Below are 17,660 nucleotides of genomic sequence, written 5' to 3' on the forward strand. Positions count from 1 at the left end.
GAGCCGGTCAGCCTTACCTAACTTAGCCGACCCTAATCAGCGGGGCGACGGACGCGTGCCGGCCCGCGCGACGCCGGCTCGGCGCAGGCCCGCACCGATCGCGAGGCCGACGGCGGTCCACGCGACGGGACCCAGGACGGCGATCACGAGGTAGACGATCTGCGCCCACGGCAGCATCGCGCTGAGGTTGGCGGCGAAGAACACCGCCGCCGCGACGATGAGTCCGATGACGACCGCCGAGACGAAGAAGCGCCACGCGGCCCAGGTGCGATAGCGGACGACGGCCGCGACGAGTTCCTGGATGCCGCCGAACAGCACGGCCGTACCGAGGAACTGCGCCGCGTAGATCGGGGCGATCGCACTCGAGACGAGTGCCGCGAGCAGGTGCGCCGCGAGCGCGACCCACGGCAGGCGCAGGGTCTCCTGCGCGACGATGCCGGGCAGTACGTGCACGCCCAGGACGAGGCCGTAGACGAGAGGAAGGCTCGTCAGGACGGGGATCGTGATCCAGCCTGCGATGCCTCCGAGCAGTCCCGTCGCCACGCCGATGGCGGCGCAGACGAGCAGAACGCGCGTCGAGAGGACGGGGGGACGGGCCACGGTCCGATCGTACTGGCGTCAGACGCGCCGACGGCGACGCGTGAGCCGCACTGCCGGCAGCGGCGGAGCGGGGATGCGCTCGGGACCGTGATCGACGACCGTGCCGAATCGCGCCGCTCCCGCTTCCCAGGCCTCGCGCGCCTCGGCGATCTCTTCGTGCGAGCGCCCCACGAAGTTCCACCACATCACGATGTCGTCCTCGAACGGCTCTCCGCCGAGGAGGAAGACGGTCGCCTCGTCGTCGGATTCGACGGTGATCGACGCGCGGCGGATGCCGAGGTAGAGGAGGTGCCGACGGTCGAGGGATGCCAGGGGCTCGGCTGTCTCGGCATCCTCCAGGTCTTCACCTGTCAGGACCCGCACGGTTCCCGTGACGCCGACGAGCGCGTACTCCCAGTCCTCGCGCAGGGGGATCGTGACGCGGGACCCGGCGGGGATGCGGATCTCGGCGCCGACGATGGGCGTGTGCACCGTCGCGGGAGAACGGTGCCCCGCGAACTCGCCGACCACGAGGGTCGCCTCGGCGCCGCCGGGAATGCCGACGACGGGCAGGTCGTCGTGCCGCTCGAACTCCGGCGGGCCGTGGCGCCGCGTCTCGGGCAGGGCGATCCACAGTTGCAGCGCATCGAGGGGGATCGGGGCATCGCCGACCGAGTACTCGGAGTGCGAGATCCCTGCACCGCTCGTCATGATGTTGAGCACTCCGCGCCGCACCGTGACGTCGCTGCCGACGGAGTCGCGATGGCGCACTTCGCCGATGAAGGGCCACGTGACCGTCTGCAGACCGATGTGCGGATGCGGCTCGACGCGCATGAGGGTGTCCTGCGGACCGAACCGGTCGAGGAAGCACCAGGCTCCGACGAGCGGAAGGTCGCGCTGCGGCAGCGCGCGGTGCACCTCCATCGCCCGCACGCCGCCGAGCGGAACCTCCCGCGACTCCAGCAGGAGCGCGCGGGGCCCGTCGCATGCGGCGGGGGTCTCCGCGGCGACGGCGGAGTCGGAGTCGAGGCGCGTCATGACGTCAGGACGTGGACGGCCAGGCCACCGTCAGGCCGGGCACGTCGTTCTCGCCGAGCCACTTCGCCACGACGGGGCAGTAGGGGACGACGGTCTCGTCGCGGGATGCGGCATCCGTCATCGCCTCTTCGATCAGGATGCCGGCGAGCCCGCGTCCGCGGAAGGCCGGGTCGATCTCGGTGTGCGGGAACGTGTGGCGACCCCGGGAATCGACGCGGAACTCCGTGAATCCCGCGAGCACGTCGCCCACGTGGATCTCGTACCGCTCGTGCTCATCGTCGCGCGTCACCGTTGGTTCCGCGTCCGTGTTCGTCGCGGGACTCTGATCTGTCATGGCCGCATCCTCTCGTCGCCCTCTCCAACGTACGCGGCGCCGATACTCTTCCGCGAGGGCCGCGCGACCCCCGGGTCGGGCAGACTCGACGGGTGACCCTTCTCTCTCTCGTCGACGGCGCCGACCCCGATGCCGTCTACGACGCGTTCGTGGAGTGGGCCTCCGGACGCGGTCTCGCCCTGTATCCGGCGCAGGACGAAGCGGTCATGGAACTCGTCTCGGGGGCCAACGTCGTCCTCTCGACGCCGACGGGCACGGGAAAGTCCCTCGTCGCGGTCGCCGCCCACGCGGCATCCCTCGCCCGTGGCGGCCGGACGTACTACACGGCCCCCATCAAGGCCCTCGTCAGCGAGAAGTTCTTCGCGCTGACCGAGATCTTCGGTGCCGAGAATGTCGGCATGGTGACGGGCGACTCCGCGGTGAACCCCGACGCGCCCATCGTGTGCTGCACCGCCGAGATCCTCGCGAACATCGCGCTCCGGCAAGGGGCGGATGCCGCGATCGACCAGGTCGTGATGGACGAGTTCCACTACTACGGCGACCCGGAACGAGGATGGGCGTGGCAGGTGCCGCTCCTCCTCCTCGAGCGCGCGCAGTTCCTTCTCATGTCGGCGACCCTCGGCGACGTCACGCCGATCGCGGAAGACCTCACGCGTCGTACAGGCCGCCCCACGGCGCTCGTGACGGGGGTCGAACGGCCCGTGCCCCTCCACTTCTCCTACTCTCGCGAGCCCGTGCAGGAGGTCGTGCAGAAACTCCTCGACGACCGCGAGATCCCCATCTACATCGTGCACTTCTCGCAGGCGGCGGCCCTCGAACGGGCGCAGGCGCTCATCAACACCAAGATCGCGTCGCGGGAGCAGCGCGACGCGATCGCCGAGGCGATCGGCGGCTTCCGCTTCACGACGGGCTTCGGCAAGACGCTCTCGCGCCTCGTCCGCGCGGGCATCGGCGTGCACCACGCGGGCATGCTGCCGCGCTACCGGCGCCTCGTCGAGACCCTCGCGCAGCGCGGCCTGCTGAAGGTCATCTGCGGTACCGACACGCTCGGCGTCGGCATCAACGTGCCGATCCGCACCGTCATCGTCACGGCCCTGGCGAAGTTCGACGGGGAGCGGATGCGGCAGCTCAGCGCCCGCGAGTTCCACCAGGTCGCCGGCCGCGCCGGCCGCGCCGGGTATGACACGTACGGAAACGTCATCGTGATGGCGCCGGAGTGGGAGATCGAGAACGCCGTCGCGCTCCGCAAGGCGGGCGACGACGCGGCCAAGCGCAAGAAGATCGTGCGGAAGAAGGCCCCGCAGGGTGTCGTCAACTGGGGTGAGGGATCGTACGAACGCCTCATCGCGGCATCCCCCGAACCGCTCGTACCGCACCTGCAGCTCACCGCAGCGATGCTCATCAACATCATCGGGCGCGGGGGCGACGTCTTCGCCAACGTCCGCTCGCTCGTGTTCGACAACCACGAGCCGCGTGCTCGTCAGTACGAACTCGCCCGGCGGGCGATCGCGATCTACCGCACGCTCGTGACGGCCGGGATCGTGCAGTCGTCCGGCACGTTCGACGACAGCGGCGCACCGCGGATCTTCCTGACGGTCGACCTGCAGCCGAACTTCGCGCTCAACCAGCCTCTCTCGCCGTTCGCCCTCGCCGCCATCGGTCTGCTCGAGCCGGACGACGCGGTCGGGGGCGGGATCGGCACGGGCCACTACGCCCTCGACGTCGTGAGCATCATCGAAGCGACCCTCGACGATCCGCGCGCGATCCTCTCTCAGCAGGAGTACCGCGCCCGTGGCGAGGCCGTGGGGGCCATGAAGCGCGAGGGCATCGAGTACGACGAGCGGATGGCCCTCCTCGAGGACATCACGTACCCGAAGCCTCTCGAAGAGCTGCTCGCGCAGGCTTTCGAGACGTTCGCGTCGTCGCAGCCGTGGGTGCGCGACTTCGAGCTGTCGCCCAAGTCGGTCGTCCGCGACATGTACGAGCGGGCGATGTCGTTCGCCGAGTTCGTGTCGTTCTACCAGCTGTCGCGGAGCGAGGGCCTCGTCCTGCGCTACCTCTCGGATGCCTACCGCGCGGTGCGACAGACGGTGCCCGCCGAGGCCCGCACGACAGAGCTCGACGACATCGTCGAGTGGCTCGGTGAACTCGTGCGGCAGGTCGACTCGTCGCTCGTGGACGAGTGGGCGGCCCTCATCGACCCCGCCGCCGCGACCGACGAACCCGTCGTCCCGCCCGCGCCCCCGTCGATCCTCACCAATCGGCGGGCGTTCACGGTGCTCGTGCGCAACGAGCTCTTCCGGCGCATCCAGCTCGCGGCTCAGCAGGACGACGACGCCCTCGTCGCCCTCGACCCCGACATCGACTGGCCCGAGCGCCTCGACGCGTACTACGACGACCACGACGTCATCCTCACGGGCGGCTCCGCCCGCTCTCCGCGCCTGTGCGCGATCGACGAGTCGGGCGAGGGCGTATGGCGGGTCGAGCAGACGATCGACGATCCCGCGGGCGACCACGACTGGCGCATCCGCGCGGAGGTCGACCTCGCGGCATCTGTCGAAGAGGGAACCGCCATCGTCCGCGTGACCGACGTCGTCCGCCTCTAGCACCACCCTCCCGCGCGAGGCCGGGGCCCGGGTCTTCTCGGCGGGGGAGCCGGGGTTCCGCGGCGGCCGGTGCGGCTAGGCTCGCCGCGAGCGCGCCGGTGGAGGCCGCAGAGCGGAGCAGTCGCACATGTGCACGAGTTTCCCGCTGAGAGCGGATGACGGGAGCGCCCGCGACGCAGGGGGCGGTGTCCGCCAGCCGTGACGACGTACCTCGCCTTTCTGCGTGCGATCAACCTGGGATCGAAGCGGGTGTTCCCGAAGGACGACATCCGCCGGGTCGTGACGGATGCCGGTTTCGCCGGCGTGCAGACGCACATCAACACCGGAAACGTGCGATTCGACTCCGCCATGCGCTCTCGGGCACGCATCGAGGAGGCGCTCGAGCGCGCATTCTCCGCCGACCGCGGCTTCGACGTGCCGACGATCGTCTTCTCGACGGCCGAGTTCGCCTCGATCGCATCGGATGCCGCGGAGCTCGCCGCCGCACGACCCGGCCTCGCGCGGCACTACGTGTACTTGCTCAAGGAGGAGCCGCCGACCTCGATCGCGCACGAGATCGAGGCGACGTCGTCGGAAGCCGGCGAGATGATCGTGCGCGGACGCGCCGCTCACGCCCTGCTCGGTGAGGGCTACCAGGACGGTGTCGTCGATCCCCTCCGTGCCGCCAAGCTCCTGGGTGTCGCGACGAATCGGAACGCCACGGTGATCGCCGCGCTCGCGGCGAAGTGGTGCTGAGGGGCCGGCTCGCGGCATCCCTCCTCCACAGTTCCCGCGACGCGGTCACGGACGTCGGTGGGGCTGATTACGCTGGAGTGATGGCCTCCCTCCCGCACGACGACCCGTACGCGGACCTCGTGTGGGACCCCGACGAGCTGGCCCCGCCGCCCGAGTTCGATGAGCCACCGTTCGCCCCCGATTCCGGGGTGTCTCCGGCGGCGGAACCCGTCGCGGCCGCCTTCGCAGGCACACCGCGCCATGCCTTCACGGGGGCGGATCCCGCTGTCGTGCTCAAGCAGGTCTTCGGATACGACGAGTTCCGGGGCGACCAGAGGGAGATCGTCCAGCACGTCATCGGGGGCGGCGACGCCGTCGTGCTCATGCCGACGGGTGGCGGCAAGAGCGTCACGTACCAGGTGCCGGCGCTCGTGCGACCGGGAACAGGGCTCGTCATCAGCCCGCTCATCGCCCTCATGCACGACCAGGTCGACGCGCTCCTCGCGAACGGCGTGCGGGCGGCGTATCTCAACTCGACGCAGTCGCCGACCGAGCGCGCATCGGTCGAGCAGGCGTATCTGACGGGTGAGCTCGACGTTCTCTACGTCGCCCCCGAGCGTCTGTCGGGGGCCGCCACGACGAAGCTCCTGCAACGAGGGCAGCTGAGTGTCATCGCCATCGACGAGGCGCACTGTGTGTCGCAGTGGGGGCACGACTTCCGTCCCGACTACCTCGCCCTCGGCGATCTCGACGAGCGGTTCCCGGGCGTTCCGCGCATGGCACTGACCGCGACGGCGACGCGAGAGACGCATCGCGAACTCACGCAGCGTCTGCGGCTTCCCGATGCCCGGCACTTCGTCGCGAGCTTCGACCGTCCGAACATCCAGTACCGCATCGAAGCCAAGGTCGACCCGCGGCGACAGCTCGTCGCGTTCATCAAGGCGCAGCCCGAGGGCTCCGCCGGGATCGTCTACGCACTCAGCCGCAAGACGGTCGAGCAGACGGCGGAGTTCCTGTCCGGGCAGGGGATCGACGCGTTGCCGTATCACGCGGGCCTTCCGTCCGATGTGCGGGCGGCGAACCAGTCGAGGTTCCTGCGCGACGACGGCGTCGTGATGGTCGCGACGATCGCCTTCGGCACGGGGATCGACAAGCCCGACGTGCGGTTCGTCGGGCACATCGATTTGCCGAAATCGGTCGAGGGGTACTACCAGGAGACCGGCCGCGCGGGCCGCGATGGACTGCCGTCCGTCGCGTGGATGGCATATGGACTCGGCGATGTCGTCCAGCAGCGCAGGCTGATCGACCAGAGTCCCGGTGATCGCGCCTTCAAGATGCGGCTGGGGCAGCATCTCGACGCGATGCTCGCGCTGTGTGAGACCGTGGGATGCCGCAGGCAGAACCTTCTCGGATACTTCGGCGAACCGTCGCAGCCGTGCGGCAACTGCGACACGTGCATCGAAGCACCCGACACGTGGGACGGTCTCGTTCCCGCGCAGAAGCTGCTCTCGACCATCGTCCGGCTCCAGCGCGAGCGGGGTCAGGCTTTCGGCGCGGGGCACCTCATCGACATCCTCCGCGGCGCGAGCACCGACCGCATCCGCCAGCAGGGGCACGACAAGCTCTCGACCTATGGCCTCGGGGCCGACCTCTCCGATCAGGATTGGCGCAGTGTCATCCGTCAGCTTCTCGCGCGGGGCATCCTCGTGGCGCAGGGCGAGTACGGCACGCTCGCGTTGGGCGAGCCGGGCGCCGACGTTCTGCGCGGTGAGGCCGCAGTTCCGCTGCGGCGCGATGTGCTCGGTCGTGGCGCCGGGCCGGCACGGCTGCGCAAGTCCTCCGCGCCCGAGCAGGTCGGCGAAGGCGACCGCGACCTCTTCGAGGCGCTCCGCGCGTGGCGTGCGGGGGTGTCGCGTGAGCTCGGCGTCCCGGCGTACATCGTGTTCGGCGACGCGACGCTCCGTGCGCTCGCCGAGAAGCGTCCGACATCCCTCGCCGACCTCGACGGCGTGACCGGCATCGGTGCCAAGAAGCGCGAGGCCTACGGCGAAGCTGTGCTCGAGGTCGTCGCCGCGGCATCCTGACCCGGCTCCCGTACGCGCCCCCCTTCGCCGAGAAGACCCAAACGGTCGCGGGTGCCGCGGATAGCCGACGTTCCGCGTCTTCTCGGCGGACGGGGCCGGGGCTCGACAGTGCGGGGCCGGGCGGGAGGTGTCGGTTGGGCACAACGCCGGGCGAGGACGGGGCGCCACTCGATTGTCGGGAACGTCTAACCAGTTCGTGATCGGCTTGTGGGACACCTACCGTCGGTAGTGACTTTCCTGTCCGCACACCGAGGGGTGCCCCATGGCCGACGCCGCAGTCCGTCCGAAGAAGCCAGCTACGAACAAGCGCACGCCGGCGGGTGGCGCGCCCACTGCCGCGCACAGCGCCGCCGAGACGGCCGATGCGCGGATCGACGTCGACGCCGTCACCGACCTGCTGCTCGGCACCTGGGCCGATACGCGTCGTGAGGCTCGCGAGATGATCAAGGACCCCGCGTTCTGGCGCGTCGACGGGATGCCGATGGCCGAGCATCGCGAGCGTGTCCTGTCGCAGCTGCACCTCCTCGTGCAGCACGGCGGATCGCAGCGGGCCTTCCCCAAGGAGTACGGCGGGCTCGATGACAACGGCGCCAACCTCGCGGGCTTCATGGAGCTCGTGCTGGCCGACCCGAGCCTCCAGATCAAGTCGGGAGTCCAGTGGGGGCTGTTCGGCTCGGCCGTCTACCAGCTCGGTACCGAGAAGCACCACGCCGAGTGGCTTCCCGGGATCATCGACCTGACCATTCCCGGCGCCTTCGCGATGACCGAGACGGGGCACGGATCCGATGTCGCGGCCATCGGCACGACGGCGACCTACGATCCCGAGACCGAGGAGTTCGTCATCCACACGCCCTTCCGCGGTGCGTGGAAGGACTACCTCGGGAACGCGGCGCTGCACGGCAAAGCCGCGACGGTGTTCGCGCAGCTCATCACCGGCGGCGTCAACTACGGCGTCCACTGCTTCTTCGTTCCGCTCCGCGATGACGAGGGCAACTTCCTCCCCGGCATCGGCGGGGAGGACGACGGCGTCAAGGGCGGCTTGAACGGCATCGACAACGGCCGGCTGCACTTCGACCAGGTGCGCGTGCCGCGGTTCAACCTCCTCGACCGCTATGGTCAGGTCGCCGCCGACGGCAGTTACACGAGCGACATCGACAGCCCGGGTCGCCGCTTCTTCACGATGCTCGGTGCGCTCGTCCAGGGCCGGGTCTCGCTCGACGGTGCCGCCACGACGGGGACCGCGCTCGCGCTCTACATCGCCCTCACCTACGCGAACCAGCGTCGTCAGTTCGATTCGGGAGCCGGCACCGACGAGATCGTGCTGCTCGACTACGGCAAGCACCAGCGCCGGCTTCTTCCCCTCCTCGCGCAGAACTATGCGCAGTTCTTCTCCAACGACGAGCTCCTCAAGAAGTTCGACGACGTCTTCAGCGGTCGTGGCGACACTCCGGAAGCCCGCGAAGACCTCGAGACGCTCGCGGCGGCGCTCAAGCCTCTCTCGACGTGGAACGCGCTGAGCACGATCCAGGAGGCGCGCGAGGCGTGCGGCGGCTCCGGCTTCCTCGCCGAGAACCGCATGGTGGGCCTCCATCAGGACCTCGACGTCTACGTCACGTTCGAGGGCGACAACAACGTGCTCCTGCAGCTCGTGGGCAAGCGTCTCCTGTCCGACTACGCGAAGCAGTTCAAGGGCAAGGATGCCGCGGCCCTCGCGCGCTACGCCGTCGGCCACACCGCGGGCAAGGTCTTCCACGGCGCCGGTCTGCGCCAGCTCGGCCAGGCCGTCACCGATCTGGGCTCGACCGCCCGCTCGGTCGAACTCGGACTCCGCGCCGACCAGCAGCAGGAGCTCCTAACGGAGCGCGTGCAGCAGATGGTCGCCGATGTCGCGGGAGCGCTGCGCCCGGCATCCAAGCTCTCGCCCGGCGAAGCGGCGAAGGTTTTCAACCTGCATCAGGCGGAGCTCATCGAAGCGGCGAGGGCGCACGGCGAACTGCTCCAGTGGGAGGCCTTCACCGACGGGCTGGACCGCGTCGAGGACGCGGGTACGCGGCAGGTGCTCACGTGGCTCCGCGACCTCTTCGGGTTGCACCTCATCGAGAAGCACCTCGCGTGGTACCTCATCCACGGCCGTCTGTCGACGCAGCGTGCGGCGGCGGTCTCGCGCTACATCGACCGGCTCACCGCGCGGCTTCGCCCGCACGCACAGGACCTCGTCGATGCGTACGGATTCGCTCCCGAGCACGTGCGCGCACCGATCGCTTCGGGTGCCGAGCAGGCCCGCCAGGACGAGGCGCGCGACTATTACGCAGCGCTGCACGCCTCGGGCGACGCCCCGGTGTCGGAGAAGTCTCTCAAGAAGCGCTGACCCCGCGGCATCCGGGTGCCACGGACGCCACCCGCCGCGAGACTGCATCTTCCGGCCGAGACCGCAGGCGCAGACCGCTGCGTCGGCCGGAAGGTGCAGTGTCGCCGTCAATGGGGGGGCGGTGCCGCGGTCAGTGCGGGGTGGTGCGGGTAGCCCGGGTCGCGTAGGTGAACGAGCCGGCGTAGGCGAAGACGTCGCCGAGGAGGGGCATCCGCACCCGCACGTCGACGTGCTGTCGGGAGTCCCGCCACGCCTCGTCGACCGTGACGGTCGCGAAGCGGGGGAGAGGAAACCGCAGACGCCCGATGCGGAGGGCGAGGTGCTCAGACGTCATCCTCAGTCCGCCGTCTTCCACGTCGAGGCGGAACGTCGCCTCGAGCAGGCCGCCGCGTCCGATGCGGTCGACGATGCGATCGCCCCGTGCCGCCATCATGTCCTGCATCGTGCGCGTCCGGTCGCGGAGATGGAAGGACCGGATGCCGCGCAGAGCCCCCTGCGCATCGCCGGTGTTCACGACGGTGAAGGCGACATCACGCTCGTACTCCGGGAACAGGATGTGCAGGCGCGCCAAGACAGCGAAGACCGGCCAGAGCCCACGGCGTCGGAGGCCCGCGGCCGCGAAGGTGCCGTGGCCCACGCCCTCGGTGCCGGGCGGCAGGGCGCCGAAATAGTCCGTCAGGCGGGGATCGAGATCGCCGAACCTCGGGCCGAGCACCCGCTCGTAGACCGAGGTCGAAGGACGCATGCCATTCACGGTACCCTAAACTGAACACGTTCAGTCAGGAGTCCTCATGGCCGGGAAACGACGCGCCGTCATCGCGGGAGCGTCCGGATTCATCGGGCGTCACCTCGTCGAGGCCTTCACCGAGGACGGGTACGAGGTCACGACGATCGGCAGGCGCGGGAAGGCGACCTGGTCGGATCCCGCATCGATCGCGCGCGCCGTCGACGGTGCCGAGGTCCTCGTCAACCTCGCAGGCAAGTCCGTCAACTGCCGCTACAACGACGCCAACCGCAACGAGGTGTACCGCTCGCGGATCGCGACGACCGCTGCGCTGCGGACAGCCGTCGCGGCAGCCGAGCATCCGCCCGCTGTCTGGTTCAACGCGTCGACGGCGACCATCTACCGGCATGAGATGGACGAACCGCACACGGAGGCGGACGGTGTGCTCGGCACGGGCTTCTCCGTCGATGTCGCCCGCAACTGGGAGCGGGAGTTCTTCGCCGGTGACCTCCCTGGAACCCGCCGCGTCGCGCTCCGGATGGCCATCGTCCTCGGAGACGGCCCCGCGACGAATCTGCTCGCGCTCCTCGCGCGTACCGGGCTCGGCGGCCCGCACCTCGACGGATGGTGGCCGCAGCACCGCCGCTATCGCGGCATCGGCCCGACGCCGACGGGGGACGGTCGTGCGCCCCACTACGACACGCGCGGGCGCCAGCGGTTCAGCTGGATCCACGTCGACGATGTCGTGGGGGCAGTCAGGTTCCTCCGCGAGAGGAACGACATCGCCGGCGTCGTCAACCTCGCGAGCCCCCACCCCTCCGACAACCGGACCCTCATGAGGACGCTGCGCCGCATCGTGGGCGCCCCGTTCGGACTTCCCATCCGGCGCTGGATGCTGGAGCCCGCGATGTGGGTCGTCCGCACCGAACCCGAGCTCGTGCTGAAGAGCCGCTGGGTCGTGCCCGGTGTCTTGACGGCGTCGGGATACCGTTTCGCGCACCCCCGCCTCGACGACGCTCTGCGGCTGGCCGTCTCGCCGCGACAGCGTGTCGGAGCCCGCACCTAGGCTGAGCGCGTGAATCACGACGTACGGATCGGTCCCGACGAGATCGCGCGGTGCGCGTGGGTCGGAGACGATGCCGAGTACCAGCGCTACCACGACGAGGAGTGGGGCCGTCCGCTCCACGGCGATCAGAAGCTCTTCGAGAAGATGGCGCTCGAGGGATTCCAGGCAGGTCTGTCGTGGATCACGATCCTGCGCAAGCGCCCGCGCTTCCGAGAGGTCTTCGAAGGCTTCGATCCCCGGGTCGTCGCCGAGTTCTCCGATGACGACGTGGAACGACTCATGACGGATGCCGGGATCATCCGCAACCGCGCGAAGATCCAGGCCACGATCTCCAACGCCCGCATCGTCCGCGACCTCGCGCCGGGAGAGCTCGATGCCTTCATGTGGTCGTTCGCACCTCCTTCTCGACCGCGGCCCACCTCGTTCGCCGAGGTGCCGGCGACGACGGCGGAGTCCGATGCCATGAGCAAGGCGCTGCGCGCCCGTGGCTTCCGCTTCGTCGGCTCGACGACGATGTACGCGCTCATGCAGTCGGCAGGCATGGTGGACGACCACGTCGAGGGCTGCTGGCGCGCGAGCTGATGCCGAGGCATCCGTCATGGTGAATACTCCCCATCGGCAGCCGGGGGTTCTCGCCCCTAGGCTCGCAACAGCAAGGGGGGAACCATGGCCGACGTCGATCTCGATCTGACGGCGATCCGACTCGCGAAGACGCGGGTCGAGAACGCACTCACGACGTTCTCCGGAGCCGAGCGGGTGGGCGACGACCTCGCCGACCTGACCGGCGAGCATCGCCTTGCCGGCACCGTGCGCGACTTCGCGGGCAACTGGGACTACAACCGCGGCAAGCTCGAAGAGCAGCTCACCGCGGTCCGCGACTGGCTCGCGGCGATCGACGAGACCTACACCGAACTGGATGCCGCGATGGCCGAGCCCGGGGGTGACGGGCCGTGAGTTCGGGGTTGGCGGTCGAGTTCGAAGACGTCTTCTGGGGGCGCCCCGCCGAGCTCGAGACGCGCGCGAGGGGACTTCAGGCCACCGCCGACGCCATCGACCGTGCCGCCGACGCGCTGCTCGACCTCGTCGACGGACAGCGCAGTGAGGCGACCGACGAGGTCACCGTCGCGGCGGAGGAAGCCTCGGCGGGACTCCGCCGCGCCCGCCGGCGTTACGCGGGCACGGCCACGGCGCTCACGACCTTCGCCGTCGACCTCGCCCCGCTGCAGGCGCGCGCCCGCACGGCCGTCGAGGACGCCGACTTCCATCAGGATCGCGTCTACCGACTCGAGCGGGAGGTCTACGACCTCGAGGGCGACGTCCTGCGCGCGGATGCGGCCGGTGACCCGACGGCGAGCATCGACGACGACCTGTGGAACGCGCGGAACGGTCTGTCGCACTCGATGGGCGAGGTCGCGGCGGCGCGGACGACCCTCCACGACGTGCGTCGGCTCATCGGCGAGGCAGCGGACCGCGCCATCCGTGCCATCGAAACCGCGATCGAACACGGGGCGGACTCGTTCGGCGACAACTGGAATCAGTTCTGGGAGGGGGTCGGCGACTTCTTCGAGATGGTCGGCGAGTGGGCCTCGGGGGTGCTCGCGGTCGTCGTCGACGCCCTCATGGAGGCGCTCAGCGCGCTCGTCTCGGTGCTCGTCGTGCTGGCCCTGCTGCTCGTCGCCGCACTCGTCCTCGGACTCGTCTTCGCGACCTTCGGGCTCATCGGTCTTCTGCTCCTCGGGGGAGCGCTCGCGACCCTCATCCTCGCCGTCGGGATCGCCGAGACTCTCCGCAGCCCCCAGCGGCAGCGCGCGCAGACGGAGTCGACGGCCCCCACGGGGGATGCCGCGACGGATGCCGCCAACGACGCGCTCGAAGCGCGCGACTACCAGGGGATCATGGCGGATCTCGCCGAGCAGGACGCCCGCGGCGGCGAGGGCAAGACCGAGATCCGGGTCGTCGCGATCCGTGATGCGGCGGGGAACATCGTTTCGTGGCGCATCCAGCTCCCCAGCACGCAGAACTGGAGCCTGACGAACTCGGACGGCGCGCTCAACGACGCGCGCGCCGACGTCATGCTGTCGATGTTCCCGGGCGTCCCGACGCAGTACGAGCAGGCGGTGTGGGACGCCATGACGGAGGCGGGGGTCTTCGAGAGCGAAGCGCCGATCATGTTCACGGGCTGGTCGCTCGGCGGCATGATGGCCGGCGATCTCGCCACCGACCCCCGCGTCGCCGACCGCGTCGAGTCGGTCTTCAGCGCCGGATCCGCCATCGACAAGCACTACAGCGCGATGCCGCCCGGAGTTCGTGTCACGCAGATCAACAATGGCATCGACCCCGTGCACACGCTCGAGTTCCTCGGTCTCGACCCGATCGATTCGCTCCGTCACCTCGACCCGGACTGGCAGACGTACCGTCCGCTCACGTGGCCGATGCACGACGCGGGAATGTATGGTGCAGAAGCAGAGCGCTACCTGCCCGAACCGCGCCCCGGCGACGAGATCTTCTTCGCCGCGGAAGGTTCCGGCAGCTACGAGGAGGTCTACGTTGCGCAGTACACGCGGGGGTCATAGAGCCGGCACGGTGGTGCGCATCGCGACGGTCACGGCGGTTGTCGTCGGGGCGCTGAGCCTCGTCGGCTGCGCTGCCGATCCCGATCTCGCGCCCTTGGAGTCGCGGCTCGCCGAGATCCCGGGGGTCAACGGAGCCTTCACGTGGGTCACCCATTCGGGTGCGCCCTGGAACACGCAGGTCCAGGTGCTGCTGTTCGTCGACGAACCGACCGAGGGCGGTCTCGTCGACGCCGTTCGCGGTGCCGCGCCCGCCATCGTGGATGACGCCGCTGCGTCGCAGCATCCTGTCGGCATCTGGTTCGTCGACGGCGACCGCGCCGACTACGCGGACAGAGACGCAGCCTCGGCCGACGCCATGGCGATCTTCCCCTCGGTCTTCGAGACGCTCGGACTGAACGGCAGCGGCGGGCGGATGCTCACGGTGTCGTCCGATGACATCGAGCGGATCGCGGGCGGGCAGTGACGGATGCCGCGGGACAGAAGCACCCGCCGCGGCTGACCTTCCAGCTTCCCGGGCGTTGGCTCGCGGTCGACCCCCGCGACGAGGCCGCAGCTTTCGCGGAGGTGGACGTCGTCGTGCGCGACGTCGTCGGACCGGCAGACGACGCCGTTCTCGCGCGGCGCCGCCTCCGGGATCAGTTCCGACGAGCTGTCGTGGCCGCGCGCGCTGCGGGAGCGCACGGGATGTTCCTCTGCCTCGAGATCGTGCCGGACCTCGCCACTCCGGCATCCCTTACAGTTCATGCCCCCGAGGGCATGCGCATGACGCCCGCGATCGGAACGACCCCGACCGCCGTGCTTGCGACGCTGGAGGAGAGCTTCCGCACGCTCGAGACGGACGGCATCGACACGGCGCAACGACTCGACGGGCCGCGGGCGAGCATGCTGCGTCTGGAACGGCTGCGCGAGGAGCGCGTCGAGGAAGATGGCGTCTGGGCTGTCTCGACGAGCCTCGAGGTCGACTACTGGTTCGCCGTTCCCGGGTCGAAGCAGGTCGTGCTGGCGAGCTTCGCGACCCCGCTCGGCGAGATCCGCGGCGCGATGCGGAACCTGTTCGACTCGATCGCGCTCGCGGCGGCGTTCGAGACGGAATGACGGCGGGCGCCCAGCGTGTGATCGCAGGCTAAGCCCGACGGGGGCGTGCGAACCGGGTCGTGAAACCGGGATGCCCGAGCGGCATGGCGAGGATGGAGTCGGGGCTGCGCCGGGCGAGGTCGGCGAAGCCCCGGTCGGTCAGGAGTCCGTCGTCGAGACCGAGGAGATCGCCTGCGACGAGAGGCCAGGGCTCGTGTTCGTTGGCGGCCCAGGTGGTGCGCCCGAGGTGTCGTTCGTGGAAGCCCCAGCGCGCCGTGAGGAAGCGCGAGAGTTCGGTGTCGACAGGTTCGTCGCCGACCGCGACACGGATGCGCGTGCCCGGCCCGGCTGCGCGGCCGTCGAGGTCTCGGCGGCGCGAGCGGTACTCGATCGCGCTGGCGGCGCGATCGATCCTGCGTCCGATCGCGGCCCACCGGTAGGGCAGGCCGAAGATCACACGTGCGGCGAGCACCGGGATGAGATGCTCCGCTTCGAGGGTCAGGAAGACGACTCCGCGCCGACCCTCGGCGTCGATGCCGTAGGTGCGGACATTGATCTCGTTGAACGTTCCGACGAGCGGCACCGCCGGGAGCGGCAGGAACCGGAACCGCGATAGCTCGAAAGGCACGAGGCCGATCCACGCGGAGCCGTCGAAGATGTCAGGGCGAACGCCCGGAGGCAGCAGCGGCGCAACCCGCGCGGCATCCACTCGCCAATGCAGGAAGATCGCCGAACTCCACGTCTGGGAGATGACGGCGCGCCCGGGCAGCGCGGGGGCATCGCGGTCGAAGGGCATGCGACGATTCTCCCGCGGTCACCACGGCGGGCGGGTCAGTCCTGGGGCGGACGTCGCATCCGCTTGACGTCGGTGCGGTGCTTCTTCGCTGTCAGACGTCGTTCCTTCGAGCCGCGCGTCGGCTTCGTCGGGCGGCGAGTCGGGGCTGGCGGCCGAAGGGCGTCCGCCACGATGGCGGCCAATCGGGCCCGGGCGGCGTCGCGGTTCCGCAGCTGTGCGCGGTGCTCGGATGCCACGATGGTGAGGACGCCATCGACGAGGCGAGTGCGCAGGCGCTCGAGGAGCCGTTCGCGCTGGTGCGAGGAGAGGGCGGCCGAGCCCGCGGCATCCCAGACGAGTTCGACCCGCGAGTCAGCGGTGTTGACGCCCTGCCCGCCAGGTCCGGAGGAGCGCGAAAACCGCCACGACAGCTCGGACTCGGGGATCGTGAGGCGCGCATCGACCTGGAGGCCGGGTCGGTGGGGTGCGGGCATGCCCCCATCCTCGCCGACGGGCCGAGCGCCGCGGCGGTTGACCTGTGATGAGTGATGCGTGATGCTTGATGCATGCGTACGACTCTGACGATCGACGACGACGTCCTCGCAGCGGCGAAGCAGTTCGCGGATGCCCGGGGCATCACCCTCGGCGACGCCATCTCGCAGCTCGCCCGCGCGACGCTCACCGAGCGGCGCCGGTTCGGGACGCGGAACGGCATCGTCCTCCTCCCCGCTCCGCCGACCGCGGGGAACGCGTCGCTGGACGAGGTCAATGCGCTGCGGGACGACCCCTCGTGACCGCGCACCTCCTCGACGTCAATGTCGTCATCGCGCTCATCGACCCGCACCACGTGCATCACGACCGCGCGCACCGGTGGTTCGCCGCACGCGAGCCCGACGCCTGGCACACGAGTCCGTCCGTGCAGAACGGAGCCGTGCGGGTCGTCAGCCATCCCAAGTACCCGAACACGCAGCCCGCGCCCATCGTGCTCGCGAGCCTCGCGAGCCTCGTCGCCCAGCCCGGCCACGCGTTCCTGCCCGATTCGGTCAGCCTCCTCGACGCCTCGGTGCACACGGAGCGGCTGCTCGCGAGTTCGCAGGTGACCGACACGTACCTGCTTCACCTCGCGGCATCCAACGACGCGCTCCTCGCGACGTTCGACACGCGGATCGTCACGGCGACCGTGCCATCCGGTGCCGCCGTCGTCTTCCCAATCCCCTGAACCACCTGCCCCGGCGCCCCGGTTTGGGGCGCTATCCGTCGTGTTGGGGCGCGGAAGGTGCGCCCCGCTGGGATGGAATGCGCCCGGTGCCCGGGTTTGGGGCGCTGTTTGTCGTGTTGGGGCGCGGAGAGTGCGCCCCGCTGGGTCGGACTGCGCCCATCACGGACGACGCGTGCCGGGCAGCGCCCCGTTGGGATGGAATGCGCCCCATCGCGGGTGCGTGTCCCGGGCGGGGCGTGCCCCGGGGTTGGGGCGCTGTTTGTCGTGTGGGGGCGCGGAAGGTGCGCCCCGCGGGGTCAGAGTGCGCCCCGTCGCGGGGCCCGGTGCCGGGCAGCGCCCGGTGCCCCGGTTTGGGGCGCTATTTGCCGTGTTGGGGCGCGGAAGGTGCGCCCCGCGGTGTCGGACTGCGCCCCATCGCAGACGGCGGGTGTCGGGCAGCGCACCGCTGGGATGGAATGTGCCCCTCGGGGTCAGAGTGCGCCCCGTCGCGGACGGCGAGTGCCGGG

17 protein-coding genes and 1 pseudogene are annotated in these 17,660 nt (G+C 70.0%); 12 read left to right on the forward strand and 6 right to left on the reverse strand.

Annotated elements, in window-relative coordinates; genetic code table 11:
• Positions 1 to 36 precede the first annotated feature (36 nt).
• The 3 genes and pseudogenes from FBY39_RS04885 to FBY39_RS04895 all read right to left on the reverse strand — a co-directional run.
• Positions 37 to 600: an ECF transporter S component gene (locus FBY39_RS04885; protein WP_141930672.1), complete on the reverse strand. Its 564-nt coding sequence runs from the start codon at positions 598 to 600 to the stop codon at positions 37 to 39.
• A gap of 18 nt (positions 601 to 618) precedes the next feature.
• Positions 619 to 1,617: a pirin family protein gene (locus FBY39_RS04890; RefSeq protein WP_141930674.1), complete on the reverse strand. Its 999-nt coding sequence runs from the start codon at positions 1,615 to 1,617 to the stop codon at positions 619 to 621.
• Between the two features lie 4 nt (positions 1,618 to 1,621).
• Positions 1,622 to 2,035: pseudogene (locus tag FBY39_RS04895) on the reverse strand (GNAT family N-acetyltransferase); the annotation flags it as partial.
• An 8-nt stretch (positions 2,036 to 2,043) separates the two neighbouring features.
• On the opposite strand from FBY39_RS04895, the gene FBY39_RS04900 reads away from it, so the two are divergent.
• The 4 genes from FBY39_RS04900 to FBY39_RS04915 all read left to right on the forward strand — a co-directional run bounded on the left by FBY39_RS04900 (position 2,044) and on the right by FBY39_RS04915 (position 9,723).
• On the forward strand, positions 2,044 to 4,557 hold the full coding sequence (locus FBY39_RS04900; RefSeq protein WP_141930675.1) for an RNA helicase: 2,514 nt from the start codon (positions 2,044 to 2,046) through the stop codon (positions 4,555 to 4,557).
• A gap of 198 nt (positions 4,558 to 4,755) precedes the next feature.
• Complete coding sequence (locus FBY39_RS04905) at positions 4,756 to 5,292, forward strand: DUF1697 domain-containing protein (protein WP_141930677.1); 537 nt, start codon at positions 4,756 to 4,758, stop codon at positions 5,290 to 5,292.
• An 80-nt stretch (positions 5,293 to 5,372) separates the two neighbouring features.
• The gene (recQ, locus tag FBY39_RS04910; RefSeq protein ID WP_141930679.1) at positions 5,373 to 7,355 is read left to right on the forward strand and encodes a DNA helicase RecQ; all 1,983 of its coding nucleotides are present in this window, start codon (positions 5,373 to 5,375) and stop codon (positions 7,353 to 7,355) included.
• Between the two features lie 262 nt (positions 7,356 to 7,617).
• Positions 7,618 to 9,723, forward strand: coding sequence for an acyl-CoA dehydrogenase (locus FBY39_RS04915; protein WP_141930681.1), 2,106 nt, complete (start codon positions 7,618 to 7,620; stop codon positions 9,721 to 9,723).
• A gap of 130 nt (positions 9,724 to 9,853) precedes the next feature.
• Here the strand turns inward: FBY39_RS04915 and FBY39_RS04920 are convergent, their stop codons facing one another.
• Complete coding sequence (locus FBY39_RS04920) at positions 9,854 to 10,468, reverse strand: DUF4166 domain-containing protein (RefSeq protein WP_141930682.1); 615 nt, start codon at positions 10,466 to 10,468, stop codon at positions 9,854 to 9,856.
• Positions 10,469 to 10,514: 46 nt separating this feature from the next.
• Here FBY39_RS04920 and FBY39_RS04925 point away from each other — a divergent pair, with 46 nt between their 5' ends.
• From FBY39_RS04925 to FBY39_RS04950, 6 genes are all read left to right on the forward strand, one after another.
• Complete coding sequence (locus tag FBY39_RS04925) at positions 10,515 to 11,513, forward strand: epimerase (RefSeq protein WP_141930684.1); 999 nt, start codon at positions 10,515 to 10,517, stop codon at positions 11,511 to 11,513.
• Positions 11,514 to 11,522: 9 nt separating this feature from the next.
• The gene (locus tag FBY39_RS04930; protein ID WP_141930686.1) at positions 11,523 to 12,095 is read left to right on the forward strand and encodes a DNA-3-methyladenine glycosylase I; all 573 of its coding nucleotides are present in this window, start codon (positions 11,523 to 11,525) and stop codon (positions 12,093 to 12,095) included.
• Between the two features lie 84 nt (positions 12,096 to 12,179).
• Positions 12,180 to 12,467: a hypothetical protein gene (locus FBY39_RS04935; RefSeq protein ID WP_141930688.1), complete on the forward strand. Its 288-nt coding sequence runs from the start codon at positions 12,180 to 12,182 to the stop codon at positions 12,465 to 12,467.
• The gene (locus FBY39_RS04940) at positions 12,464 to 14,086 is read left to right on the forward strand and encodes a hypothetical protein (RefSeq protein ID WP_141930691.1); all 1,623 of its coding nucleotides are present in this window, start codon (positions 12,464 to 12,466) and stop codon (positions 14,084 to 14,086) included. The genes FBY39_RS04935 and FBY39_RS04940 overlap by 4 nt, the downstream gene beginning before the upstream one ends.
• Before the next feature lie 10 nt (positions 14,087 to 14,096).
• Positions 14,097 to 14,549: a hypothetical protein gene (locus FBY39_RS04945; protein WP_260837448.1), complete on the forward strand. Its 453-nt coding sequence runs from the start codon at positions 14,097 to 14,099 to the stop codon at positions 14,547 to 14,549.
• Entirely contained in the window at positions 14,546 to 15,181 is a 636-nt protein-coding gene (locus tag FBY39_RS04950; RefSeq protein WP_141930695.1) for a hypothetical protein, read from the forward strand. The genes FBY39_RS04945 and FBY39_RS04950 overlap by 4 nt, the downstream gene beginning before the upstream one ends.
• Positions 15,182 to 15,209: 28 nt before the next feature.
• Here the strand turns inward: FBY39_RS04950 and FBY39_RS04955 are convergent, their stop codons facing one another.
• Both FBY39_RS04955 and arfB read right to left on the reverse strand, forming a co-directional pair.
• Positions 15,210 to 15,956 carry a YqjF family protein gene (locus FBY39_RS04955; protein ID WP_141930697.1) on the reverse strand — a complete coding sequence of 249 codons (747 nt, stop codon included), beginning with the start codon at positions 15,954 to 15,956 and terminating at the stop codon, positions 15,210 to 15,212.
• 35 nt (positions 15,957 to 15,991) lie between these two features.
• Positions 15,992 to 16,429: an alternative ribosome rescue aminoacyl-tRNA hydrolase ArfB gene (arfB, locus tag FBY39_RS04960; RefSeq protein WP_141930698.1), complete on the reverse strand. Its 438-nt coding sequence runs from the start codon at positions 16,427 to 16,429 to the stop codon at positions 15,992 to 15,994.
• 72 nt (positions 16,430 to 16,501) lie between these two features.
• Here arfB and FBY39_RS04965 point away from each other — a divergent pair, with 72 nt between their 5' ends.
• Both FBY39_RS04965 and FBY39_RS04970 read left to right on the forward strand, forming a co-directional pair.
• Positions 16,502 to 16,729 (forward strand): CopG family transcriptional regulator, encoded by a 228-nt coding sequence (locus tag FBY39_RS04965; RefSeq protein ID WP_141930700.1) that lies wholly within the window; start codon positions 16,502 to 16,504, stop codon positions 16,727 to 16,729.
• The gene (locus FBY39_RS04970) at positions 16,726 to 17,154 is read left to right on the forward strand and encodes a TA system VapC family ribonuclease toxin (RefSeq protein ID WP_141930702.1); all 429 of its coding nucleotides are present in this window, start codon (positions 16,726 to 16,728) and stop codon (positions 17,152 to 17,154) included. Before FBY39_RS04965 ends, FBY39_RS04970 begins: the two co-directional genes overlap by 4 nt.
• Positions 17,155 to 17,660 lie beyond the last annotated feature (506 nt).

The sequence above is a fragment of the Microbacterium sp. SLBN-146 genome, assembly GCF_006715145.1.
Classification (GTDB): Bacteria; Actinomycetota; Actinomycetes; order Actinomycetales; family Microbacteriaceae; genus Microbacterium.